Origin of the sequence: Mesorhizobium sp. M0136 (assembly GCF_040322515.1) — a bacterium.
Classification (GTDB): domain Bacteria; phylum Pseudomonadota; class Alphaproteobacteria; order Rhizobiales; family Rhizobiaceae; genus Mesorhizobium.
In genome coordinates this window covers 156,262-180,167 of record NZ_JAMYTP010000002.1, presented here as the reverse complement: position 1 = coordinate 180,167, position 23,906 = coordinate 156,262, and the positions used below count along the sequence as shown (strand labels likewise).

Sequence of the window (23,906 nt, the reverse complement as noted above, 5' to 3'; positions counted from 1 at the left end):
GGAGGCAGCGGGCCCACGGCCGGGAGACGGTGAATTACGAAGCCCGGCGGTTGTCCAGCGCCAGGGCGCCGGCGCCGGCGAACACCAGATAGAGGAAGATGAAGCAGAACGATATTGCCGCATCGCCGCCGTTGTTGACCGGGAAGAAGTCGCGCGGCATGTGCGCCATGAAATAGGCGATCGCCATCTCGCCGCTGAGAAGGAATGCCACCGGCCTGGTGAAAAGCCCCAATACCAGCAGGATGCCGCCGGCGAATTCCAGGATGGCCGCAGTCAGCGACAGCCCGCTCAGGGTGCCGGCATGGTCGCCGACAGGGAAATTGAAAAGTTTCTGAGTGCCGTGCTCGATGAACTGCAGCGCCGTCATGATGCGCAAGGCGGCAAGAGCGAACGGTTGATATCCGGCCAGGCCTTCGAAAAGCTTCATCTACGACTCCATTTTCACCTCGCCCGGCCATAGGTCATCGCCAAAGGCCGGACCATTCACATAGTCCGGCCTGCCATCAACTGTCGGTGAGTGAGTCGTGAGAAGTGCTGCAGCCTTGGGGCCGCACCAAGGCGGCCCCGCAATTGGCGCGGCCTGTTACCGCGTCGGTGCCATTAGCGCGAAATGGGCGCCTTGCGGGTCCGTGCACTGCACGATCCAGCTGCCGCCGGGAACCTCCATCGGGCCCATGAGGATCTTGCCGCCATCGTCGGTGACACGCTTGGCTGCCGCGTCGATGCCGGGCACGTTGAAATAGAACTGCCAGACCGGCGCCGGGATCTGCTCGGGCTTGTTCATTATGCCGCCAACGGGCTCGCCGCCGAAGGCGAAAAGCTGGTACACGCCCATCGGACCCATATCCATGGCGTCGCCCTTCTCCCAGCCGAACTGGCTGGAATAGAAATCGAATGCCGCCTTCCAGTCTGACGTGTAGAGCTCATGCCAGCCGATGTTGCCGGGTGTCGACGATGGCAGCGGCGGCTGGTCGGGGCCGCTGGGCTGCAGGAAGTTGAATATCGCGCCTTGCGGGTCGGCAACGACGGCGAAGCGGCCGACACCAGGAATGTCATCGGGCTCGCGGTGAACCGCGCCACCAGCCTTCTTGAGGGACGCCGTTGCGGCATTGACGTCCCTGGTGAGGATGTAACCGATCCAGGCCGGCGGCATGCCCATCTTGCGCGCGTCCTCGGGCAGCGTCATCAGCCCGCCGACGCCGCGCTCGCCGACATTCATGACGATATAGCGCGGCATGCCCGGGGCCCCTTCGAAAGGCTGCCCCCTCCAGCCCACCACTGAGGTGTAAAACGCCTCGGCGGCGTCGAGATCGGTGGTCATCAGCTCGTACCAGAAGAAGGGCATCGGGGACTGTGGCATTGTCGTGCTCCTTGCGGTTTGTACATCGATCATGCGCGATCCATTCTAGGACGATCTTCGCGACGAAAATCCGGCAGCGGTCAAAAAAAGTTATGGCGCACAGCCCGTGGCCTGCGCGCTTTGTGTTTGGATTTCCTACAGCGGAGGATCTTCGGTCTATACCACCCGGCTGGAACGCCGGCGGCCTATATCGCTCGTGGCGGCTTAGCCGGCGAGACGTGCATCCGCATGGTTGTTATGCGTTTCTTCCGCTTTCGCGGGGGATGGCATCAAGTGCTCAAGCTTATGCAAGCGCCTAGCGCCGACGAAGCGGCATTTCGGCCTTTGACAGAGCCATCAGGCAGCTCAAAATATGAGTTTGACTATCATGTTCGTTGAACCGTTCCAGCGGCTTGCGCCGAAAATTGACCAATTGATAAAAAAATAAAACGTGCTAGCCTTCCCCAAAACAAGAACATGGGGAACTGACGATGCCAGAAGGCCAGTTCAAGCAAGGCATTGCCGGCGGGCGACTTTCGCCGGAACAATATGCCGACAATTTTTCCGATCTGCATCCGCCGCTCGATCATCACGAGGCGCTGGTCGAATCCGACCGCTGCTATTTCTGCTACGACGCGCCGTGCATGAATGCGTGCCCGACCTCGATCGACATCCCGCTGTTCATCCGCCAGATCGCGACCGGCAATCCGATCGGCTCGGCCAAGACGATCTTCGACCAGAATATTTTGGGCGGCATGTGCGCCCGCGTCTGCCCGACCGAGACGTTGTGCGAAGAGGTCTGCGTGCGCGAGGTGGCCGAAGGCAAGCCGGTGCAGATTGGTCGCCTCCAGCGCTACGCCACCGATGTCGCGATGGCCGAAAACAAGCAGTTCTACAAGCGCTCCGAACCGACCGGCAAGACGGTCGCCGTGGTCGGCGCCGGACCGGCCGGGCTTGCGGCCGCGCATCGGCTTGCCCGCCACGGCCACGACGTGACCATCCTGGAAGCCCGCCCGAAGCCCGGCGGCCTCAATGAGTACGGTATCGCGGCCTATAAGAGCGTCGACAATTTCGCTCAGGCCGAAGTCGACTATGTCACGTCGATCGGCGGCATCGACATCCAGAACGGCAAGGCGCTCGGCCGCGATTACCAGCTGTCGGACCTGATCAGGAATTACGATGCGGTGTTCCTCGGCATGGGGCTTGCCGGCGTCAATGCCTTGCGAGCGGACGGCGAGGAGGCGCAAGGCGTCACCAATGCCGTCGAGTTCATTGCCGAGCTGCGTCAGGCCAGTGATCTGGCCAGCCTGCCGGTCGGACGGCGTGTTGTTGTCATCGGCGGCGGCATGACGGCGATCGACGCGGCGGTGCAATCGAAGCTGCTCGGTGCCGAAGAGGTGACGATCTGCTATCGGCGCGGCCCGGAGCACATGAATGCCTCCGAATTCGAGCAGGATCTGGCTGCCGCCAACGGCGTCATCATCCGGCACTGGTTGCAGCCGAAGCGGGTCATTGCCGACGCCGGCAAGGTGTCGGCGATCGAGCTCGAATACACCGCGATGGACGGCGACCGGCTCGTCGGCACCGGCGAGCGGCTGACGCTGACCGCCGACCAGGTGTTCAAGGCGATCGGCCAGAGCTTTGTCCCGGCTGCGCTCAATGGCAGCGGAGCCTTGCTTGCCCTGGAAGCCGGCCGCATCAAGGTCGACGCGGAAGGGCGCACCTCGCTGGCCAATGTCTGGGCTGGCGGCGACTGCATTTTCGGCGGCGACGACCTGACTGTTTCAGCCGTCGCGCAAGGCCGCGATGCGGCGGAGAGCATTCATCGGGCACTGACCTCGAACGGGAGGGCATGAGCATGGCAGACATCCGCAACAATTTCGTCGGCATCAAGTCGCCGAACCCGTTCTGGCTAGCCTCGGCGCCGCCGACCGACAAGGCTTACAACGTCATCCGCGCCTTCAAGGCGGGCTGGGGAGGCGTGGTGTGGAAGACGCTCGGGGAAGAGGGCCCACCGGTGGTCAACGTCAACGGGCCACGCTATGGCGCGATCTGGGGCGCCGACCGTCGTCTGCTCGGCCTCAACAACATCGAGCTGATCACCGACCGCGACCTGCAGGTCAATCTGCGCGAAATCAAGCAGGTCAAGATGGACTGGCCCGACCGGGCAATAGTCGTCTCGCTGATGGTGCCGTGCGAGGAGCATGCCTGGAAGGCGATCCTGCCGGTGGTCGAGGAGACCGGCGCCGACGGCATCGAACTCAATTTCGGCTGCCCGCATGGCATGTCGGAACGCGGCATGGGTGCGGCGGTAGGCCAGGTGCCGGAATACATCGAAATGGTGGTGCGCTGGTGCAAGGCCAACACCCGCATGCCTGTCATCACCAAGCTGACGCCCAACATCACCGACATACGCAAGCCGGCACGCGCTGCCCTTGCCGGCGGCACCGACGCGGTGTCGCTGATCAACACCATCAACTCGATCACCGGCGTCAATCTCGATAGTTTCGCGCCGGAGCCGACGATCGACGGCAAGGGTTCGCATGGCGGCTATTGCGGCCCGGCGGTGAAGCCGATCGCCATGAACATGGTGGCCGAGATCGCGCGCGATCCGGAAACGAAGGGCCTGCCGATCTCCGGCATCGGCGGCATCACCACCTGGCGTGACGCCGCCGAATTCATGGCGCTCGGCGCCGGCAATGTGCAGGTGTGCACGGCGGCGATGACCTATGGCTTCAAGATCGTGCAGGAGATGATCGCCGGCCTGGAAAACTGGATGGACGAGAAGGGCCATGCCTCGCTGGACGACTTCGTCGGCCGCGCCACCCCCAACGTCACCGACTGGCAGTATCTCAACCTCAACTACGTCGCCAAGGCGCATATCGACCAGGACGCCTGCATCAAATGCGGCCGCTGCCACATCGCCTGCGAGGACACCTCGCACCAGGCGATCACCAGCATGGTCGACGGCGTCAGGCATTTCGAGGTGATCGAGGCCGAATGTGTCGGCTGCAATCTCTGTGTCAATGTCTGTCCGGTCGAGAATTGCATCACCATGGAGCCGCTGGCGGCCGGCGTGATCGACCAGCGCACCGGCAGGCCGGTGTCGCCGATCTATGCCAACTGGACGACGCATCCGAACAATCCGATGGCCAAGGTGGCGGCGGAGTAGCGAACAGCGCGTTGTGGGAAAGCGGCACCTGCGGGCGCCGCTTTTTTCAAATAGGTATTGCGGATGCTTGTTATCCAGGATAACATGTATCCATGAATAGGAGAGCGAAATGAAGCTGGGCGAAGGGGTCGAGGCGGCTATTCATTGCGCCGCCATGCTAGCCGGCATGGAAGGCGCGGCGACTATGCCGGGTGCTGCCATGGCCGAAGCGTTCGGGCTGTCGCCGAGCTATCTGCTTAAGCATCTCAACATGCTGACAACGTCGGGCATTCTGGAATCGGTGCCGGGGCCGTACGGCGGCTACCGGCTGGCGCGGCCGGCGGAACGCATAACGCTGCTCGATATCGTGCTGGCCGTCGAGGGGCGCGAACCGGCCTTCCGCTGCGCCGAAATCCGCCAGCGCGGCCCAGCGAAGCTCGATGCCTCGGTCTATGTCAAACCTTGCGGCATCAACGTAGCCATGCTGAAGGCCGAGCGTGCCTATCGCGCCGCGCTCGCCGACGCCCGGCTGTCCGACATCGTTGCAGAATACACGGCGGACGCCGATCCCCGTTCGATCGCCGCGAACTGCGCCTTCGTCGAACGCCATCAGCGGCCGCAGAAATCAAGTTCAACCAAGCAAGCATGAAAGGCTACAGACGATGAAACAGAGGCTGCAATTTTTCGGCGCGGCGCCGGAGATCATGAAGGCGGTGTCGGCGCTCAACAAGGCAGTCGACGAATGCGGGCTCGAAAAAGGCCTGTTGCATCTGATCAAGCTCAGGGCGTCGCAGATCAACGGCTGCTCGTATTGCGTCGAGATGCACAGCCGCGAAGCGCGCCGCGACGGCGAAAGCGAGCAGCGGCTCTATCTGGTCTCCGCCTGGAAGGAATCGCCGCTGTTTTCCGAGCGCGAACGCGCTGCCTTCGCCTGGACCGAGGCGGTGACGAAGATCGCCGACAACGATATTTCGGACGAACTCTATGCAAGGACGCTCGAGCATTTCTCGGAAGAGGAACTGGTCAAGCTGTCGGTTGCGCTCGGCATGATCAATACCTGGAACCGGCTTTGCGTTCCGTTCCATGCAATCCATCCGATGCCGGCGGTCAAGGCCGCTTGAGGACAGGCGCGCGGCCTTGCGGCGCGCGCCTCTTTTCCAAGGACCGACAGCATGTTTTCAAACTTTAATAATGAAATCCTATTCGCCGCCCGCCTGCTGCTTGGCGGCGCTTTTGTCTTTGCCGGCCTACGCAACATTCAGAACGCGGCGTTGGTGAGCCAATTGATGACGACGCGTGGCGTGCCGCAGGCGCGGCTGGTGCTGTGGCTGGGGATCGTCCTGCAGATCATCGCCGGAGCGCTGGTGATCGCAGGCATCTGGACCCCTCTGGCGGCGGCATGCCTGATCCTGTTCCTTATTGTCGCTACGCCGATGTTCCATAATTTCTGGGATCATCAGGGCCCGGAGCGCGCGTCCCGCATCAATGGCTTTGTCGGCAACGTGGCGTTGACCGGAGGATTTCTGGCGCTGATCGCGCAGCCGCTTTGACAACGACCGTCGCCTGGGGCAGCCGCTTTACGCCGCATACGCAAACCTCCGTCGCAGGTCAGGACCTGGCCGGTGACGAAGCTGTTCGAAACCAGGAACGCAATCGCCTCGGCGACGTCCTCGGCGCGGCCGATGCGGCCGACCGGCGTCTTGCCGGCATATTCGGCAAACACAGCCTGCCGCTGATCGTCGGGCAAAAAATCCCACCATGGCGTGTCGATGACACCCGGTGCCACGACATTGACGCGTAACGGCTTCAGCTCCATCGCCAGGATCGGCACCACGGTCAGCAGCATGCCGTTGACGGCGGCGATGCCGGCGACGCCGGGCGCCGACAATTGCGCCGACACCGCCGAGATGAAAGTCACCGAGCCGCTCTTGTTCAGCGTCGGCAAGGCGGCCTGCAGGCAGGAGAGCTGTGGCCGGACCTTCTCGTCGACGCCACCGCCGATGTCGGTCAGGTCAAGTGTTTCGAACGGGCCGAGCCCCTTGCCGCCGCTAGCGGCCAGCACCAGGTGATCGAAAGGGCCGAGATCGCTGAAGAACCGGCGAACCTCGTCCGGCTTCGCGGCGTCGAAGGCAGCTTTTTCGACCGCGCCGCCCAGGCTTTGCCATGCGTTGTCGAGCCTTTCCTGGTTGCGCCCGGTGATCGTCACCTTCATGCCCGGGCCGAGCAGCTTTTTCGCGGTGGCGAGGCCGATGCCGGAGGAGCCGCCGACCACCACGGTGTGATTGGTTTTCTCGATCATGAATTTTCTTTCTTCGATGTTGCGGAAGCGGGTGCGAGCCCGACAAGGCCGAGGCTCAATTCGCGCAACTGCTGCCTCGCCTTAGCGTCATAGGCTTGCGCATCGGCGCGGGATTCTCTTTGGCCGTCGAAATAGAGGCCGCTTCGCCCCTCAAGCGCCGGCGATGTGGCGAGGTTGATGATGGCCTCGGCGCCGGTTTCGACGGAGCTCCAGGGTGTGATGCCCGCCTGCCGCACCATCGTTGTGTTCATGTAGCTTGCCGGATGCAGGCTGTTGACCGTGACACCGGTGCCGTTGAGCTGCTCCGCCAGATCGATGGTGAACATGATCTGCGCCAGCTTGCTCTGGCAGTAAGCACGGACGCCGTCATAGGAGCGGGTCAGCATGACGTCGTCGAAGTCGATCGCCTGCTGGCCGGCCGAGGCGACGTTGACGATGCGCGCCGGCACGCTGGACTTGAGCAGCGGCAGCAGCTCCGTGGTGAGCAGGAAGCCGGCGAGATAGTTGACGGCAAAGCGCAACTCATAGCCGTCGGCGCTGACCTGGCGTTTCGCGTTGGGGCCGGCGGTGCCGACGCCGGCATTGTTGATGAGGACATCGAGCCGCTTGGTCCTTGCGCGCACGGCCTCGGCGAGGCGGCGGACTTCCGCCAGGGAGGAGAGGTCGGCGACCAGCAGCTCGGCCTTGCCGCCGGCGGCTTCGATTTCGGCCACGATCGCCTTACCCCTTGTCGCGTCGCGGCCATGCATCAGGATGCGCGCGCCGCCGGCGCCGAGCCTTTGCGCGACGACGCGGCCGACGCCGTCGGTAGACCCTGTGATGAGGATTGTCTTGTCTTTCAGTTCCATGTTCGGAGCCTCCATCTCGTAGCTTTGAGCGGAAAGATGGGGCACCAGCCACTTGCCAAACAGTTCAAACTTTATCCTGGTATCGGTACTGCTATAATAGCGCCGATGGATTCCACCACGCATTCCGCCGAAGACAGCCGCCGCCGCGAGCTTGGCGCCTTCCTGCGCTCGCGGCGCGAAAGGCTTACGCCTTCGGCCACCGGCATCTCGACAGGGTTGCGCAGGCGCACGCCCGGGCTGCGGCGTGAGGAAGTGGCGATGATCGCCGGCGTCGGCACGACCTGGTACACCTGGCTGGAGCAGGGCCGCGACGTTCGGCCATCGGCAGAGGTGCTGACGGCGCTCAGCCGGGCGCTGCGCCTGGACACGGCCGAGCAACGGCATCTGTTCATCCTTGCCGGCCGACCGCAGCCGGAGCGTCGCGTCGATACGCCGGAAAAAGTCGATAGCCCGTTACTGCACATGCTGCAGAGCCTGGTCCTGCAGCCGGCCTATGTCCTTGGGCGGCGCTGGGACGTGCTGGCCTGGAACTCTGCCGCGGCAGCCGTGTTCGGCGACTATGGTCTGCTGGAGGGCGATGCCCGCAACATTGTCCATATGGTGTTCACCAGCCCGCAGCACCGGCGCCTGCTCGTCGACTGGGAGGAACTGGCGCGTGCCGTGCTGGCGTCATTCCGGGCAGAAAGCGCCAGATATGTCGGCGATCCGGATTTCGAGCGGCTGATCGCGCTGATGACGCGCTCGAGCCCGGAGTTTCGCGCCTGGTGGCCGCTACGCGATGTGGCCCGTAACCTATCGGGTGTGAAGCATGTCCGGCACCCGATAGCGGGCGCCATGGCTTTCGAGCATATGAGCCTGTCGATCGACGACGGCTCGGACATGAAGCTGATCGTCTACACACCGCTCGCCGAGCAGAACTCGATCGCCAAGCTCGAACAACTGCTGGAGACGCTTCCGGCCGAGCGGCGCAGGGCGTGATGCCCATCGCTTCGCTGAAGCCTCAGCCCTTCGGCTTCAGCCCGTCGATGAACAGCTGTTCCAGGAACCTTGCGGCATCCTCGAAGCGGCCGTCGCCGCCGCGGTCGGGGCCGAGCACGGCGCGAACCTGGACGTCGAAATCGGCATAATGCTGCGTCGTCGCCCAAATCGAGAAGATCAGGTGCCAGGGGTCGGTGCGGGCAATCTTGCCGGCGCGCATCCAGCCCGTGATGACGTTGGCCTTTTCGTCGACCAGTGTCTTCAACTCGCCCTCCAGCATCGGCATGATGCGCGGCGCGCCCTGCAGGATCTCGTTGGCGAACAGCCGGCTCTCGCGCGGGAAATCGCGCGCCATTTCGAGCTTGCGCCTGATATAGCTGCGCAGTTCGGTCAAGGGATCGCCAATATCGTCGAGTTCGCGCAGCGGTGCCAGCCAGGTGTCGAGAAGCCGCTGCATCAGCGTCTCGTGGATGTCCTCCTTGCGGCGGAAATAATAGAGCAGGTTCGGCTTCGACATGCCGGCGGCTTCGGCGATCTGGTCGATGGTCGAGCCGCGAAAACCGTTGGTGGAGAAGACTTCGAGCGCTGCCTCTAGGATGAGCTCGCGCTTTTCCAGTTGGATGCGGGTGCGGCGAGGAGCGGAGCTTTCGACCGCCCCCGTCACCTCGAAAAACCTTCGCCGCGAGGAGTGTCTGGACCAATTCTCTGGACCAGTTTTTCTCCGCCCTGTGGAGCGCACTTCGAAAGCCGCATTTCCGCTAGTAATCCCTTGACCGCTGATAAGGCGGTGCTAACGTTTGTCCAACCGGTCAAAAATTTGCGTAGCACGAAAACGCAGCAAAGACCAAGTGTTGGAAAGACCAGGCGTTAGCCGCACCGAAACGGGTTACAAGGGGAAGTCTTGGTCATGTCCAACCGGCTGAAAGTCACGCCGAACGATCTCAGCGCATTCTGGATGCCGTTCACGGCAAACCGGCAGTTCAAGCAGGCGCCGCGCATGTTCGTGTCCGCCAAGGACATGCATTACACGACCAGCGACGGGCGCAAGGTTCTCGACGGCACCGCCGGCCTGTGGTGCGTCAATGCCGGCCACTGCCGTCCGAAAATCACCGAGGCGATCCAGAGCCAGGCGGCAGAGCTCGATTATGCGCCGGCGTTCCAGATGGGTCACCCGATCGTGTTCGAGCTTGCAAACCGGCTGGTCGATATCGCGCCGAACGGCATGGACCATGTGTTCTTCACCAATTCCGGATCGGAATCGGTCGAGACCGCGCTGAAGATGGCCATCGCCTATCACCGCGCAAAAGGCGAGGGCTCGCGCACCCGCCTGATCGGCCGCGAACGCGGCTATCACGGCGTCAATTTCGGCGGCATTTCGGTTGGCGGCATCGTTACAAACCGCAAGATGTTCGGCACGCTGCTCGGCGGCGTCGATCACATGCCACACACCCATCTGCCGGAAAAGAACTCCTTCACCAAGGGCGTGCCCGAGCATGGCGCCGAACTGGCGAACGAATTGGAGCGTATCGTTGCCCTGCACGACGCCTCGACAATCGCCGCTGTCATCGTCGAGCCGGTTGCCGGTTCCACCGGCGTCATCCTGCCGCCGAAGGGCTATTTGCAGAAGCTTCGCGAGATCTGCACCAAGCACGGCATCTTGCTGATTTTCGATGAGGTCATCACCGGTTTCGGCCGTCTCGGCACGCCGTTTGCCGCCGACTATTTCGGCGTCACGCCCGATATCATGACCACCGCCAAAGGCGTCTCCAACGGCGTCATCCCGATGGGCGCGGTGTTCGTGAAGAAGGAAATCCACGACGCCTTCATGACCGGGCCCGAGCACATGATCGAGTTCTTCCACGGCTACACCTATTCGGGCAATCCGATCGCCTGCGCCGCGGCGCTGGGCACGCTCGACACCTACAAGGAAGAGGGGCTGCTGACGCGCGGCGAGGAACTGGCGCCGTACTGGGAGGACGCGCTGCATTCGCTGAAGGGCGAGCCGAATGTCATCGACATCCGCAATATCGGCCTGATCGGTGCGATCGAACTGGCGCCGATCGCCGGCCAGCCGACGAAGCGGGCCTTCTCGGCTTTTGTGAAGGCGTTCGAGCGCGGTGCATTGATCCGAACCACCGGCGACATCATCGCGCTGTCACCGCCGCTGATCATCACCAAAGGCCAGATCAACGAATTGATCGACCACGTGCGCGAAGTGCTGAGGGCGGTGGATTGAACCAGGTGCAGCTTTCCCTCCCCCTCGAGGGGAGGGTGGCCGCGAAGCGGCCGGGTGGGGTCGGTGCGGCAGTGCGCCGACCTGATCTTTTGCTGCGAGATCGTTTTTGATGCCCCGTACCCGTGTGAGCTTCGAAATGCGCCAAAAGGCACGGGCGCTGCGAGTTCACGCGACCAAGGGCGAATCCCTGCTTTGGTATGAACTGCGCGAGCTGAAATCGGCCGGCATCAAGTTCCGGCGCCAGTGCCCCATCGGACCGTATATCGTCGACTTCGCTTGCCTCGCTGTAAAGCTGGTGGTGGAAGTGGATGGCGACTTGCACGAACAGGAGAAGGGCAAACGGCACGACGCCGTCCGTGATGCCTATCTGCGATCGCTTGGGTTCGATATCTTTCGCGTCGATGAGCCCGATGTCATAAACAGCGCTTGGCATGTCGCACAGGTGGTCAAGGAGAAGGTCGCGCGTATGTTCGGCGACCCCACCCGACCGCTTCGCGGCCACCCTCCCCTCAAGGGGGAGGGGGACGCCGCGCAATAGAAGAGGACTTTATATGGCCGCCCCCGGCGAGAATCTGCGAATCAATTCAGACCGTTTGTGGGATTCGATAATGGAGATGGCGAAGATCGGCCCCGGCATCGCCGGCGGCAACAATCGCCAGACCGTTACCGACGAGGACGGCGAAGGGCGGCACCTGTTCAAGCGCTGGTGCGATGAGGCGGGGCTCGAAATGGGCGTCGACGAGATGGGCACGATGTTTGCCCGCCGCGAGGGCACCGACCCAAGCCTGCCGCCGGTCTATGTCGGCAGCCATCTCGACACGCAGCCGACCGGCGGCAAGTATGACGGCGTGCTCGGCGTGCTCGGCGGCCTGGAGGTCGTGCGCTCGCTCAACGATCTCGGCATCAAGACCAAGCACCCGATCGTCGTCACCAACTGGACCAACGAGGAAGGCGCGCGCTTTGCGCCGGCGATGATGGCGTCGGGGGTATTCGCCGGCGTGCTCGACCAGGCCGACGTCTATTCACATGTCGACAAGGACGGCAAGAAATTCGGCGAGGAACTCGAACGGATCGGCTGGAAGGGCACCGAGAAAGTCGGTGACCGCAAGATCCACGCCTTCTTCGAATTGCATATCGAGCAGGGCCCGATCCTCGAGGACGAGGGCATCGACATCGGTGTCGTCACCCATGGGCAAGGGTTGAAATGGCTGCAGGTGACGCTGACCGGCAAGGAGGCGCACACCGGCTCGACGCCGATGCCGAAGCGGCGCAATGCCGGGCTCGGCATGGCGCGGGTGATCGAATTGGTGCACGAGATCGCCATGGACTACCAACCCGACGCCGTCGGCGCGGTCGGCCATATGGAGGTCTATCCGAACTCGCGCAACATCATCGCCGGGCGCACCGTCTTCACCATCGACATCCGCTCGCCGGAAAAGGAGGTGCTGGACGCCATGGACGGGCGCATCCGCGAAGGCATCGACACGATCTGTGACGCGCTCGATATCAAATATCAAATCGTGCAGGTCGGCCATTTCGACCCGGTCACCTTCGACGCGGGCTGCGTCAAGGCTGTGCGGGATGCGGCGGAGCGGCTGGGATATACGCATCGCAACATCGTCTCGGGCGCCGGCCATGACGCTTGCTGGATCAACCGTGTTGCGCCCACCGCAATGGTGATGTGCCCCTGTGTCGACGGTCTCAGCCACAACGAGGCCGAGGAAATCACCAAGGAATGGGCAGCGGCCGGCGCCGACGTGCTGTTCCATGCGGTGGTGGACACGGCGGTCATTGTCGAATGATGGGATAGCCTCGCAACGCCGCTCACAAGAAGCGCGAGAGAACAAGGGAACAAGAAAATGACCAAAGTCATCAAGAATGGCACCATCGTCACCGCCGACCGGACGTGGAAGGCCGATGTGCTGTTCAAGCACGGCAAGATCATCGGCATCGGACCGGATCTTCACGGCGACCATGAGTTCGACGCCAGCGGCTGCTATGTGATGCCGGGCGGCATCGACCCGCATACCCATCTCGAAATGCCGTTCATGGGCACCTATTCGGCCGATGACTTCGAATCCGGCACCCGCGCGGCCCTTGCAGGCGGCACGACGATGGTCGTCGATTTCTGCCTGCCATCGCCGCAGCAATCGCTGCTCGAGGCCCTGCAGATGTGGGACAACAAGACCTCGAAGGCGTCCTGCGATTATTCCTTCCACATGGCGATCACCTGGTGGGGCAAGCAGGTGTTCGACGAAATGGCCACCGTCGTCGACAGGGGCATTACCTCGTTCAAGCATTTCATGGCCTACAAGGGCGCGCTGATGGTCGACGACGACGAGCTCTATTCGTCGTTCCAGCGCTGCGCCGATCTTGGCGCGCTGCCGCTGGTCCATGCCGAGAATGGCGACGTGGTGGCCGCCCTGTCGCAGAAGCTGCTGGCGGCGGGCAACAACGGCCCGGAGGGGCACGCCTATTCGCGCCCGCCGGAAGTGGAAGGCGAGGCGACCAACCGCGCCATCATGATCGCCGACATGGCTGGCGTGCCGCTGTATGTCGTGCATGTCTCCTGCGAGCAGGCGCACGAGGCCATCCGCCGCGCGCGGCAGAAAGGCATGCGGGTGTTCGGCGAGCCGCTGATCCAGCATCTTACGCTGGACGAGAGCGAGTATTTCAACAAGGACTGGGACCATGCGGCGCGCCGTGTCATGAGCCCGCCCTTCCGCAACAAATGGCACCAGGATTCGCTGTGGGCCGGCCTGCAGGCCGGGTCGCTGCAAGTGGTGGCGACCGACCATTGTGCCTTCACCACCAAACAGAAGCGCAACGGCGTCGGCGACTTCACCAAGATTCCGAATGGCACCGGCGGGCTCGAGGATCGTTTGCCGGTGCTGTGGACGACCGGCGTCAACACCGGCCGGCTGACGATGAACGAGTTCGTCGCGGTGACCTCGACCAACATCGCCAAGATACTCAACATGTACCCGAAGAAGGGCGCCATCGTCGAAGGCGCGGACGCCGACATCCTCGTCTGGGACCCGAAGCGCAAGAAGAAGATCACGGCCAAGAAGCAGCAGTCGGTGATCGATTACAACGTGTTCGAAGGTTTCGAGGTGACCGGCCTGCCGCGCTTCGTCTTCTCGCGCGGCGAACTGTCGATCGAGGAAAACGAAGTCAAGGCAAAGCCCGGCCATGGCGAGTTCGTCGCTCGCGAGCCCAACGCGGCGGTCAACCGGGCACTGTCGACCTGGAAGGAGATTTCCGCGCCGCGCAAGGTGGAACGTACAGGCATCCCGGCGACGGGCGTTTGAGCTTGGCGAGCCACGGTGCGATTATCTCACTGGCCGCGGTGATCCTTGCCGCCGGGCCGGCGGCGGCTGACGTCCTTGCCGGTTCCTATGGCAATGAGGTCGGTTGCGCCGGCGTACGGCTCGGTTATCAGGACAGCGACGATTATGTCGTGCTGACCGCCGACGGCGTCGAAACCTATGGCAGCGGCTGCGAGTTCGCGCAGCGATTAACGACGATGCCTGGCACCCAGTTGTTGAACTCCACCTGTTTCGCCGAGGGCGAGGAGGGGACGACCACGGATGTCGTCAAGGTCGTCAACAAACGAGAGGACGGTTTCTTCGTGACCATCCCCGGCCTTGAGGAGATAGGGCCGCTGAAATCATGTTCGTGACGGTGCCGATGATGGCCGCCGCCTCGATGCCGGCTTCAGGCGACCAACCCGTCCAGTGCCGGCAGCAGGACGACGCTTTCCTGTTCGTTGGGATCGGTGCGGGCAATGACCGCCGAGGCGGGGCTGTCGCTCAGATTGGCCGGCAGATGCGGCACGCCGGCCGGAATGTAGAAAAGATCGCCGGCCTTGACCACGATATGCTGTTCAAGCCGGTCGCCATACCAGGTATGGACTTCGCCGGAGAGCACATAGATCGCGGTTTCATGGTTTTCGTGCAAATGCGCCTTGGCGCGGGCACCTGGCGGCATGGTCAGCAGATGCATGCAGATGCCGGACGAGCCGACTGTTTCGGCGGCGATGCCGGCGAAATAACTCAGGCCCTGTTTGCCTTCATAAGAGCTTTCAGGGCGGATAAGATGGCACGTCGGTTTGGGCGACATCGGGGTAACTCCGGGCGTCTATCTGATGGGACAAGGGCGCGTCGATTTGGGGCGAGTAGGACTGGGCGAGTGGAAAGCAACATGGGGGTAAAATCAATGGGATTCCGGCCGGCGCCGCAGTGGCCGGAAGCGACAGGCTACGGCCGATGACGGGAGTATCGCCAGCCGTTGTTTCGGCAAGCAAGCTTGGCCTGACCTTCCAGACCAACGATGGTCCGGTGCAGGCGCTGTCTAATGTCGACCTGACCATCGGCAAGGGCGAATTCGTGTCCTTCATCGGGCCCTCCGGCTGCGGCAAGACAACCTTGCTGCGCGTGATCGCCGATCTGGAGAAGCCGACATCGGGAGCCATCTCCGTCAACGGCATGACGCCCGAGCAGGCGCGCCAGAGCCGCGCCTATGGCTATGTCTTTCAGGCGGCCGCACTTTATCCGTGGCGCACGATCGAGCGCAACGTGGCGCTGCCGCTGGAGATCATGGGCCTGTCCAGGGCGGAGCAGGCGGCGCGCATCAAGCGAACCCTCGACCTCGTCAACCTCAGCGGCTTCGAGAAGAAATACCCCTGGCAGCTCTCGGGCGGCATGCAGCAGCGCGCCTCGATCGCGCGGGCGCTCGCCTTCGACGCCGACCTTTTGTTGATGGACGAGCCGTTCGGCGCGCTCGACGAGATCGTGCGCGATCACCTCAACGAACAGTTGCTGGAGCTTTGGGAACGAACCAACAAGACCATCTGCTTCGTCACGCATTCGATCCCCGAGGCAGTGTATCTGTCGACGCGCATCGTCGTCATGTCGCCGCGCCCGGGGCGTGTCAGCGACGTCATAGAATCGACGCTGCCGAAAAAGCGGCCGCTCGATATCCGCGAGACGCCGGAGTTCCTGGCCATCGCCGCGCGGGTGCGGGACGGGCTGAGGGCGGGGCACAGCTATGATGATTGAGGCGGCGCGGAACGGGCTTGCGCGTTCGGAGGTGCATCGCCCTCGCGAGGGAGGCGCTAACCGTGCATTCGTCATCCTAGGGCGGAGCCGCCGCGAAGCGGCGTGCGCAGACCCTAGGATCCATGCCGTGACGTCGGCCGAAACGCGCAAGCGGTCGAGAATAAGCGCCGGGCAAGCCAGCGCAAGCGCCGTTCCTTCCAGAGAGGGAGCTATTTTCAGCACCGCTTCGGAACGGGAAGGTAACGGAATGGATCCTAGGGTCTGCGCCGCGTCGCTTCGCTCCTCGCTGCGCCCTGGGATGACGAAGGGGTGGTTGGGGGCGCCCTTTACGCACGCCGCTTCGCGGCTGCTCCGCCCTTCGAAAGAAACGAATGCCGGGGCGAAAGTGCCCGGCCTCCGCTTCGCTCCAGCCACCCTCTCCCCGTTGGGGAGAGGAGGGCGCTTACCCGGCGAGGCCTGCTAGAATGGACTCGTTTCGCGACAAGATCGTTCCGGTGACCTCGATCCTCCTGGGCGTTGTCGTCGTCTGGTACGTCATGGCTGTCGTCCTTAACACGCCGTTCCAGCGCGATCTCGACCGCCGCGCCAATCAGACACCGGGTATTGTGGAATTCATAGGTAAGACGCTGGCGCAGCCGAAGCCGACGCTGCCGGCGCCGCATCAGGTGGCAGTGAATTTCTTCGAAAACACCTTTCTGCGCAGCATCACCTCGAACCGCAGCCTTGTCTACAATGCCTGGGTGACGCTGTCGTCGACGCTGCTCGGCTTTGCCTTCGGCACGGCGCTCGGCATCGTCATCGCCGTCGGCATCGTGCATGTGGCGACGCTCGACCGCAGCCTGATGCCGTGGATCATTGCCTCGCAGACCATTCCGATCCTGGCGGTGGCACCGATGATCATCGTTGTGCTGGCCGCTGTCGGCATCACCGGGCTGATCCCGAAGGCGCTGATCTCGACCTATCTGTCGTTCTTCCCGGTGGCGGTCGGCATGGTGAAGGGGCTTCGCTCGCCCGAGCTTACCCATCTCGACCTGATGCACACCTATAATGCCAGTCCTTCGCAGACCTTCTGGAAATTGCGGGTGCCGGCCTCGGTGCCGTTCCTGTTCACCTCGATGAAGGTGGCGGTGGCCGCCAGCCTGGTCGGCGCCATCGTCGGCGAGCTGCCGACCGGCGCCGTCGCCGGCATCGGCGCCAAACTGCTCGCCGGCGCCTACTACAGCCAGACCATCGACATCTGGTCGGCGCTGGTTGCCGGGTCGGTGGTCGCGGCGCTGCTGGTTATGCTGGTCGGCATTGCCGGGCGCCTTGTCGACCGCGCCATGGGCGGGAGGCCGGCATGAGCTCGCTCCTGAGCCTTTCCTCAATCACGCCTCGATCCTGGCAGGGTTATGCCGCGCTTGTCCTGTTTGTCGGCGCGCTGCTTGTTTTGCCGCTCGTCAGTGCTACGCCCGGTTACGGCATGGCGACTACGGTTTCGATTTTCATTCTGCTGCTCGTGGCAATCGAGGCCGACAACTTTCCACCGATGATCGGGGTGGTGTTGCTGTTCCTTGGCGCGCATGGCGCGGCGTGGATGCTGCTCGCCGGCATAACCGGCAATGAGGGCAGCGCTCGCGCATCGTTCTATCTGCTGCTCGCCGCCGCGTGGTTTTTGGCCTGGCGCTGCGTAACCGTGTTGTCGTCGTTTCGCCCGATATCGCGCTGGGCGTCAACCGCCCTGCGCCTGATCATTCCGGCCATCTTCGGCGCCTGGATCCTGATCATCTGGGAAGCGGTGACGCGCGGTGCCGGCATTCCCTTTATCCTGTTGCCGCCGCCAAGCGCCATCGGTGCCCGCATCGTCGGCTCGCTGCCGGTGCTGGGGGCCGATGTCAGGCAGACCATCTTCAAGGCGGTCATCTTCGGCTATGTAGTGGGGAGCAGCGCCGGCTTCCTCGTTGCCATCGCCGCCGACCGCGTGCCGTTCCTGCGGCGCGGGCTTTTGCCGATCGGCAACATGGTGTCGGCGCTGCCGATCATCGGCGTCGCGCCGATCATGGTCATGTGGTTCGGCTTCGACTGGCAGTCGAAGGCAGCGGTGGTCATCATCATGACCTTCTTCCCGATGCTGGTGAACACCGTCGCCGGGCTTGCCGCCTCCGGCCATATGGAGCGCGACCTGATGCGCACCTATGCCTCGAGCTATTGGCAGACGCTGTTCAAGCTGCGGCTGCCGGCGGCCGCGCCCTTCATCTTCAATGCGTTGAAGATCAATTCGACGCTGGCGCTGATCGGCGCCATCGTCGCCGAGTTCTTCGGCACCCCGGTGGTCGGCATGGGGTTCCGCATTTCGACGGAAGTCGGCCGGATGAACATCGACATGGTGTGGGCCGAAATCGCAGTTGCAGCACTTGCGGGTTCGGTCTTTTATGGCGTGGTCGCTCTTTTCGAAAGAGCAATCACGTTTTGGCATCCCTCTGTCCGTGGTGGATAGGGCGGTGGGTTTAGGGCGCTAACTTCAGAGGGTAAAACATGAAAAGACTTGTTGTTTCGATGCTGGCCGGCGCGATGTCGCTTGCCGCGTTCCAGGCGATGGCCGCAGACAAGGTGACACTGCAGCTGAAATGGGTCACCCAGGCACAGTTTGCCGGCTATTATGTCGCCAAGGACAAGGGCTTCTATGAGGCCGAAGGCCTCGACGTCGAGATCAAGCCCGGCGGTCCCGATATTGCGCCGGAGCAGGTCATCGCCGGCGGCGGTGCCGACGTCATCGTCGACTGGATGGGCGGCGCGCTGGCTGCCCGCGAAAAGGGCGTGCCGCTGGTCAACATCGCCCAGCCGTTCAAGAAAGCCGGTATGGAGCTGGTCTGCCCGAAGGACGGGCCGGTCAAGACAGAAGCCGACTTCAAGGGCCACACGCTCGGCGTCTGGTTCTTCGGCAACGAGTATCCGTTCTATGCCTGGATGAACAAGCTTGGCCTCAAGACCGATGGCGGGCCGGACGGCGTCACCGTGCTCAAGCAGAGCTTTGACGTGCAGCCGCTGATCCAGAAGCAGGCGGATTGCATTTCGGTGATGACCTATAACGAGTACTGGCAGCTCATCGACGCCGGCTACAAGCCGGAAGAGCTGACCGTCTTCAACTATTCCGCCATGGGCAACGATCTGCTCGAAGACGGGCTCTATGCCCTGGAGGACAAGCTCAAGGATCCGGCCTTCGAGGACAAGATGGTGCGTTTCGTGCGCGCTTCGATGAAGGGTTGGAAATACGCCGTCGACAATTCCGACGAAGCGGCCGGCATCGTCATGGACAATGGCGGCCAGGACGAGAATCACCAGAAACGCATGATGGGCGAGGTCGCCAAGCTGATCGACAATGCCGATGGCAAGCTCGATCCGGCGACCTACGAGCGCACCGCCAAGGCGCTGCTCGACCAGAAGATCATCAGCAAGGAGCCTACCGGCGCCTACACGACGGCGATCACCGACAAGGCCATCAAATAGGGCTGTCAAACTGGCTTGTAGCGGAAAAGGGGCGGGCGACCGCCCCTTTTTAGTGGGATGTAAAATGAACGTTACCGGCGGAAACATCCGCTCGCAAAATCGTTGTGCCGGTGCATCCGCCTCAAGGGTGTCACAACGGAGGTTTCCATGCGCATCCAGTCCTTCACGCCGATGCTTTCGGCGCTGGCCATTTCTGCAGCCATCTTCTCTGCTTCACCGGCCCTGGCCGAAACCATAAAGATGACTGCGACGCTCGATGGTGCTCAGCAGAGCCCGCCCGTCACAACGAAGGGCAAGGGCACCGCCACGCTCAGGTTCAACACCACAACCAAGAAACTCAGCTGGACAGTGAGATATTCCGGCCTCAGCGGGCCGGCGAAGGCCGCACACATTCACGGCCCGGCGGCAAAGGGCGAAAACGCCGACCCGGTGATACCGTTCGAAGGCAAGCTGAGGAGCCCGATCAAGGGCTCGGCGACGTTGACCGATGCCCAGGCGACCGACCTGGAGGCGGGCAAATACTACGTCAACATCCACACCGCGGCCCACGCGGATGGCGAGATCCGCGGGCAGATCGAAAAGGCGCCGTCGACGATGTAGCGCAGCGATCATAGCGCTGCATCAACCTGTTGAAGTTTGGAAAGGGATTCGACCCATCCCGTTGGCGATCAGGCCCTGTCCCGTATCTGGGTCATGGTCCGCATCGGCGTGATTGCCTCGGGATCGAGCCTGATCTCGACGATCGACGGTTTGCCGCTCGCGCGGGCGCGTTCGAAGGCCGGCGCGAAGTCGGCGGTCTTCTCGACTGTTTCGCCATGACCACCATAGGCACGCGCGAGCGCCGCGAAGTCGGGATTCTTCAAATCCGTGGCGACGACACGGCCGGGATATTCGCGCTCCTGGTGCATGCGGATCGTGCCGTAGATGCCGTTGTTGACGACGATGACGATGATCGCCAGTGCGTATTGCACGGCGGTGGCGAATTCCTGGCCGTTCATCAGGAAACAGCCGTCGCCGGCGAAGGCGATCACGTCGCGGTCGGGGAAAAGCTGCTTGGCGGCGACCGCCGCCGGCGTGCCGTAGCCCATCGAGCCGGATGTGGGCGCTGCCTGCGTGCCGAAACGCCGGAAGCGATGGTAGCGATGCACCCAGGTGGCGTAGTTGCCGGCACCGTTGGTGAGGATGGTGTCGTCCGGCAGCATCGTTTCGAGATAATTCATGATCGGCCCCATCTGGACGGCGCCGGGGCCGCTCTCCGGAGGCGTCGACCAGTCGAGATAGGCCGAATGCAGCTTCGCTGCCTCCGCCGCCCACACCGGCCCCGCGGCCGGCTTGCGTCGGGCAAAGGCTTCGACGAAAGCGGCAGGCGAGGCATTGATCGCCAGCGCCGGCCGATAGACGCGGCCGAGCTCGCCGGCGTCGGCATGGACATGGACCAGTGTCTGGTCGGGGTAGGGGCTCTTCAGCAGCGTGTAGTCGGATGACGGCATCTCGCCCATACGGCCGCCGATGAGCAGCACAAGGTCGGCCTGCTTGATGGCGGTTGCTACCTTGGGGTTGATGCCGATGCCGACATCGCCGGCATAGTTCGGGTGGAGATGGTCGAACAGCATCTGGCGGCGGAAGGAGCAGCCGACCGGCAGCGACCAGGCTTCGGCTATCGTCCGCATCTGGGCAACAGCCTGCGCATCCCAGCGCGTGCCGCCAAGGATGACGAAGGGCCGCTTTGCCTTGTTGAGCAACACTTCCAGCGCGTCGAGCTCGACTTCGCCGGGCCGCGTCTCGACAGGGGTGTAATGCCGGGCTTGCGGTGCCTCGGCGAGGCTGGTCAGCATGTCCTCGGGCAGCGAGATGACGACCGGGCCGGGCCGGCCGGAGGTCGCCACCGAAAAGGCCCGCGTGACGAATTCAGGGATGCGTGCGGCGTCGTCGATCTCGACCACCCATTTGGCGATATCGCCGAAGAACCTGACGTAGTCGACCTCCTGGAAGGCCTCGCGCCCCTTGGCGTGGCTGGCGACCTGGCCGATGAACAGGATGAGGGGGACCGAATCCTGCATCGCGATGTGGATGCCGGCCGACGCGTTGGTGGCGCCTGGGCCGCGGGTGACGAAGCAGATGCCAGGCCTGCCGGTCAGGCGGCCGTGGCAGTCGGCCATCATCGCGGCACCACCCTCCTGGCGGCAGACGATGGTGCGGATCGGTGAATCATGCAGCGCGTCCAGCACGGCCAGATAGGATTCGCCGGGCACGCAATAGATACGGTCCGTTCCGTTGGCTTCGAGCGCATCGACGATGAGTTGTCCGCCGGTCTTCATTTTCCTGACCTCTCCAGTTCGGCAAGGATTTCTTCGGTGTGTTCGCCGAGACGCGGTGACGGACGTTCATAGACCAGCGGCGTGCCGGACATGACCATCGGCGCCCGCACCGAGGGCAAGAGATTGCCATGGCCGTCATCGAGGTCGAGCCGCATGCCGCGCGCGATAGTCTGCGGGTCGGCAAACATCTGGCCTATGTTGTTGATCGGGCTGGCCGGCACGCCGGCGGCTTCGAGCCTGGCCAGAAGCGGATCGCGATCGAAGGCCTTCAGCGCCTCTATCATGTGCTCGCGCAGCTTTGCCCGGTTGGCGACGCGGGCGGGATTGGTGGCGAAGTCAGGGTTCGACGCCAGCTCGTCGAGGCCGACGGCAGCGCAGAACTTTGCGAACTGGCCGTCATTGCCGACCGCCAGGATGATGTGGCCATTTTTCACCGGCACCACTTCGTAGGGCGCGATGTTCATATGCGCATTGCCCATCTGCACCGGCGACTGTCCGGAGACGAGATAGTTGAGGTTCTGGTTGCCGAGCGTCGAGATCTGGGTGTCGTAGAGCGCCATGTCGATATGCTGGCCTTCGCCGGTCTTCTCGGCATGGCGAAGCGCCGCCTGGATGGCAATGACCGAATAAAGCCCGGTGAAAACATCCGATATAGCGACGCCCGCCTTTTGCGGCTCGCGGCCGGCTTCGCCGGTGATCGACATCATGCCGGCCATCCCCTGGATGATGAAATCATAGCCGGCACGCGGCGCGTACGGTCCCGACTGGCCAAAACCGGTGATCGAGCAATAGATCAGCCGCGGGTTGATTTTCCTCAGGCTGTCATAATCGAGGCCGTATTTCTTCAGTCCGCCGACTTTGAAGTTTTCGATCAGCACATCCGATGTCGCGACCAGCCGGCGCACCGTCTCGGCGCCCTCGGGTGCCGAGAAATCGACGGCGATGGAGCGCTTGCCGCGGTTGCAGGAATGGTAATAAGCGGCCGAAAGGTTTTCGCCGTCATGGCCGATGACGAACGGCGGTCCCCATTTGCGGGTGTCGTCGCCGCCGTCCGGGCTCTCGATCTTGATCACGTCGGCGCCGAGGTCGGCAAGCAGCTGTCCGGCCCATGGCCCGGCAAGGATGCGTGCGAGTTCGATGACGCGGATGCCTTTGAGCGGCGGCTCAGTCATGAATCACCATGGTTGGTCGAAAGCGCAGCCTCTATCAATCCCGCGCGCCGCTGTCACGGCCCTTGCAATGGGCCAGTATCACTGTGCCCTCAGCACGCGGTCGGCCCAGGCGGCAAAATCGTCCATGATGATGTCTCGGTTGATCTCGTTCAGGCTTTCGTGGCGGGTTTTGGCGTAAACCTTTGAAACGAGATTCGAAAAACCCATCATGTGCATCCGGCCGGCAAGATGGCTGACCGCCTTGCCGCTGTCCGAGGCCGGATCTTGCTCGCCTCCGACCAGATTGACGAACAGGTCGCGCCGCACGCCGGAAAAATTGCGGTCGCTGCCGCAATGCAGCGTCATCTTGACGATGTCCTGCCACATCGACACCGATGCGTCCCAGCCGCAGAGCGGGTCGGCGATGTATTTCTCGACTTCGGCGGCATCGCGCGACAGCCAGTCGAATGGCGTCCGGCGATCGGGCACTGCCTTGCCCCAGGCCCGGAACGTCAGCCGGGGCAGCATGCGCGACGGGACGTCTGAGCCAAGCCGGAACCTTTCCCAGGCAAGCATGCCCAGCGCGATTTGGCCGAGCAATCCGGCCGAGAAATTGCCGTTCCAGATCGCGGCAGCATGGATGCGTGGCGAGTGGCGGAGGACAAAGTTCAGCGCGACCGACGCGCCCAAGGAGTGACCGAAGACGATGACCGGCAGGCCAGGCCGTTCCCTGGCGATGAGATCATGGACGGCGGCGACATCGGCGATGACCTTGGCACCGCCATCCGCATCGGCGAACCTGCCCGGTGGCGCATCGGGCGCCTTGGTGGCGCCGTGGCCACGGTGGTCGTGGGCGTAGATCTGGTAGCCGCGCTCGCCGAGGAAATCGGCGAAGCGGGCATAGCGCGCCGCGTGCTCGGCCAGCCCGTGATTGATCTGGACAATGGCGTGCGGTTGGCCGGTGGCGTGTTTCACATAAAGGTTGAGCTCGGCGCCGGTCGGCGATGCCAGCATCCTCTGCTTGTCAAATGGCATGTCTC

At 63.1% G+C, this 23,906-nt stretch carries 24 protein-coding genes and 1 pseudogene; 16 read left to right on the top strand and 9 right to left on the bottom strand.

From position 1 onward, the window contains the following. Positions 1–34 precede the first annotated feature (34 nt). Both NKJ35_RS02730 and NKJ35_RS02725 read right to left on the bottom strand, forming a co-directional pair. Entirely contained in the window at positions 35–427 is a 393-nt protein-coding gene (locus NKJ35_RS02730; RefSeq protein WP_352644801.1) for a DoxX family protein, read from the bottom strand. 156 nt (positions 428–583) lie between these two features. Beyond that, positions 584–1,360 carry a VOC family protein gene (locus tag NKJ35_RS02725; protein ID WP_352644800.1) on the bottom strand — a complete coding sequence of 259 codons (777 nt, stop codon included), beginning with the start codon at positions 1,358–1,360 and terminating at the stop codon, positions 584–586. 470 nt (positions 1,361–1,830) lie between these two features. Here NKJ35_RS02725 and NKJ35_RS02720 point away from each other — a divergent pair, with 470 nt between their 5' ends. The 5 genes from NKJ35_RS02720 to NKJ35_RS02700 all read left to right on the top strand — a co-directional run bounded on the left by NKJ35_RS02720 (position 1,831) and on the right by NKJ35_RS02700 (position 6,040). Then, positions 1,831–3,195, top strand: coding sequence for an NAD(P)-dependent oxidoreductase (locus NKJ35_RS02720; protein ID WP_352644798.1), 1,365 nt, complete (start codon positions 1,831–1,833; stop codon positions 3,193–3,195). A 2-nt stretch (positions 3,196–3,197) separates the two neighbouring features. Then, a complete protein-coding gene (preA, locus tag NKJ35_RS02715) occupies positions 3,198–4,511 on the top strand; it encodes an NAD-dependent dihydropyrimidine dehydrogenase subunit PreA (protein WP_352644796.1) in 1,314 nt (437 codons plus the stop codon). A gap of 109 nt (positions 4,512–4,620) precedes the next feature. Next, on the top strand, positions 4,621–5,139 hold the full coding sequence (locus tag NKJ35_RS02710; RefSeq protein ID WP_352644794.1) for an RrF2 family transcriptional regulator: 519 nt from the start codon (positions 4,621–4,623) through the stop codon (positions 5,137–5,139). 13 nt (positions 5,140–5,152) lie between these two features. Beyond that, positions 5,153–5,611: a carboxymuconolactone decarboxylase family protein gene (locus NKJ35_RS02705; protein WP_352644792.1), complete on the top strand. Its 459-nt coding sequence runs from the start codon at positions 5,153–5,155 to the stop codon at positions 5,609–5,611. Between the two features lie 51 nt (positions 5,612–5,662). Continuing rightward, a complete protein-coding gene (locus NKJ35_RS02700) occupies positions 5,663–6,040 on the top strand; it encodes a DoxX family protein (RefSeq protein ID WP_352644790.1) in 378 nt (125 codons plus the stop codon). A 38-nt stretch (positions 6,041–6,078) separates the two neighbouring features. Here NKJ35_RS02700 and NKJ35_RS02695 read toward each other — a convergent pair. Together NKJ35_RS02695 and NKJ35_RS02690 are read right to left on the bottom strand one after the other, a co-directional pair. Continuing rightward, positions 6,079–6,789 (bottom strand): annotated as a pseudogene (locus NKJ35_RS02695) (SDR family oxidoreductase); the annotation flags it as partial. After that, positions 6,786–7,637, bottom strand: a complete 852-nt coding sequence (locus NKJ35_RS02690) for an SDR family oxidoreductase (RefSeq protein ID WP_352644789.1) — start codon at positions 7,635–7,637, stop codon at positions 6,786–6,788. The gene NKJ35_RS02690 and the pseudogene NKJ35_RS02695, both read right to left, overlap by 4 nt. Before the next feature lie 105 nt (positions 7,638–7,742). On the opposite strand from NKJ35_RS02690, the gene NKJ35_RS02685 reads away from it, so the two are divergent. After that, the gene (locus tag NKJ35_RS02685; RefSeq protein ID WP_352644787.1) at positions 7,743–8,615 is read left to right on the top strand and encodes a helix-turn-helix transcriptional regulator; all 873 of its coding nucleotides are present in this window, start codon (positions 7,743–7,745) and stop codon (positions 8,613–8,615) included. 22 nt (positions 8,616–8,637) lie between these two features. Here NKJ35_RS02685 and NKJ35_RS02680 read toward each other — a convergent pair whose 3' ends face one another. After that, entirely contained in the window at positions 8,638–9,279 is a 642-nt protein-coding gene (locus NKJ35_RS02680; RefSeq protein ID WP_352644785.1) for a TetR family transcriptional regulator C-terminal domain-containing protein, read from the bottom strand. Positions 9,280–9,522: 243 nt separating this feature from the next. Here NKJ35_RS02680 and aptA point away from each other — a divergent pair, with 243 nt between their 5' ends. From aptA to NKJ35_RS02655, 5 genes are all read left to right on the top strand, one after another. Continuing rightward, positions 9,523–10,851 carry an omega-aminotransferase AptA gene (aptA, locus tag NKJ35_RS02675; protein ID WP_352644783.1) on the top strand — a complete coding sequence of 443 codons (1,329 nt, stop codon included), beginning with the start codon at positions 9,523–9,525 and terminating at the stop codon, positions 10,849–10,851. A 136-nt stretch (positions 10,852–10,987) separates the two neighbouring features. Further along, positions 10,988–11,389: an endonuclease domain-containing protein gene (locus tag NKJ35_RS02670; protein ID WP_352644781.1), complete on the top strand. Its 402-nt coding sequence runs from the start codon at positions 10,988–10,990 to the stop codon at positions 11,387–11,389. A 13-nt stretch (positions 11,390–11,402) separates the two neighbouring features. Continuing rightward, the gene (locus NKJ35_RS02665; RefSeq protein ID WP_352644780.1) at positions 11,403–12,653 is read left to right on the top strand and encodes a Zn-dependent hydrolase; all 1,251 of its coding nucleotides are present in this window, start codon (positions 11,403–11,405) and stop codon (positions 12,651–12,653) included. A 57-nt stretch (positions 12,654–12,710) separates the two neighbouring features. Continuing rightward, a complete protein-coding gene (gene hydA, locus NKJ35_RS02660; RefSeq protein WP_352475407.1) occupies positions 12,711–14,162 on the top strand; it encodes a dihydropyrimidinase in 1,452 nt (483 codons plus the stop codon). Continuing rightward, positions 14,159–14,533: a hypothetical protein gene (locus NKJ35_RS02655; RefSeq protein WP_352644779.1), complete on the top strand. Its 375-nt coding sequence runs from the start codon at positions 14,159–14,161 to the stop codon at positions 14,531–14,533. The genes hydA and NKJ35_RS02655 overlap by 4 nt, the downstream gene beginning before the upstream one ends. 35 nt (positions 14,534–14,568) lie before the next feature. On the opposite strand, the gene NKJ35_RS02650 is transcribed toward NKJ35_RS02655, so the two are convergent. After that, positions 14,569–14,973 carry a cupin domain-containing protein gene (locus NKJ35_RS02650; protein ID WP_254819033.1) on the bottom strand — a complete coding sequence of 135 codons (405 nt, stop codon included), beginning with the start codon at positions 14,971–14,973 and terminating at the stop codon, positions 14,569–14,571. Between the two features lie 146 nt (positions 14,974–15,119). Between NKJ35_RS02650 and NKJ35_RS02645 the strand changes: the two genes are divergently transcribed. The 5 genes from NKJ35_RS02645 to NKJ35_RS02625 all read left to right on the top strand — a co-directional run bounded on the left by NKJ35_RS02645 (position 15,120) and on the right by NKJ35_RS02625 (position 19,997). After that, positions 15,120–15,911: an ABC transporter ATP-binding protein gene (locus NKJ35_RS02645; RefSeq protein WP_352453396.1), complete on the top strand. Its 792-nt coding sequence runs from the start codon at positions 15,120–15,122 to the stop codon at positions 15,909–15,911. A 464-nt stretch (positions 15,912–16,375) separates the two neighbouring features. Continuing rightward, complete coding sequence (locus tag NKJ35_RS02640) at positions 16,376–17,254, top strand: ABC transporter permease (RefSeq protein ID WP_352475404.1); 879 nt, start codon at positions 16,376–16,378, stop codon at positions 17,252–17,254. Further along, positions 17,251–18,387 (top strand): ABC transporter permease, encoded by a 1,137-nt coding sequence (locus tag NKJ35_RS02635; RefSeq protein WP_352475403.1) that lies wholly within the window; start codon positions 17,251–17,253, stop codon positions 18,385–18,387. The genes NKJ35_RS02640 and NKJ35_RS02635 overlap by 4 nt, the downstream gene beginning before the upstream one ends. Positions 18,388–18,425: 38 nt before the next feature. Continuing rightward, positions 18,426–19,397, top strand: coding sequence for an ABC transporter substrate-binding protein (locus tag NKJ35_RS02630; protein ID WP_254819029.1), 972 nt, complete (start codon positions 18,426–18,428; stop codon positions 19,395–19,397). Positions 19,398–19,544: 147 nt separating this feature from the next. Then, positions 19,545–19,997 (top strand): CHRD domain-containing protein, encoded by a 453-nt coding sequence (locus NKJ35_RS02625; protein WP_254819028.1) that lies wholly within the window; start codon positions 19,545–19,547, stop codon positions 19,995–19,997. Positions 19,998–20,065: 68 nt separating this feature from the next. Here the strand turns inward: NKJ35_RS02625 and NKJ35_RS02620 are convergent, their stop codons facing one another. The 3 genes from NKJ35_RS02620 to NKJ35_RS02610 all read right to left on the bottom strand — a co-directional run bounded on the left by NKJ35_RS02620 (position 20,066) and on the right by NKJ35_RS02610 (position 23,901). Beyond that, complete coding sequence (locus NKJ35_RS02620; RefSeq protein WP_352644775.1) at positions 20,066–21,715, bottom strand: thiamine pyrophosphate-binding protein; 1,650 nt, start codon at positions 21,713–21,715, stop codon at positions 20,066–20,068. Then, a complete protein-coding gene (locus NKJ35_RS02615; protein ID WP_352644773.1) occupies positions 21,712–22,887 on the bottom strand; it encodes a CaiB/BaiF CoA transferase family protein in 1,176 nt (391 codons plus the stop codon). The genes NKJ35_RS02620 and NKJ35_RS02615 overlap by 4 nt, the downstream gene beginning before the upstream one ends. Before the next feature lie 78 nt (positions 22,888–22,965). Further along, on the bottom strand, positions 22,966–23,901 hold the full coding sequence (locus NKJ35_RS02610) for an alpha/beta fold hydrolase (protein WP_352644771.1): 936 nt from the start codon (positions 23,899–23,901) through the stop codon (positions 22,966–22,968). Positions 23,902–23,906 lie beyond the last annotated feature (5 nt).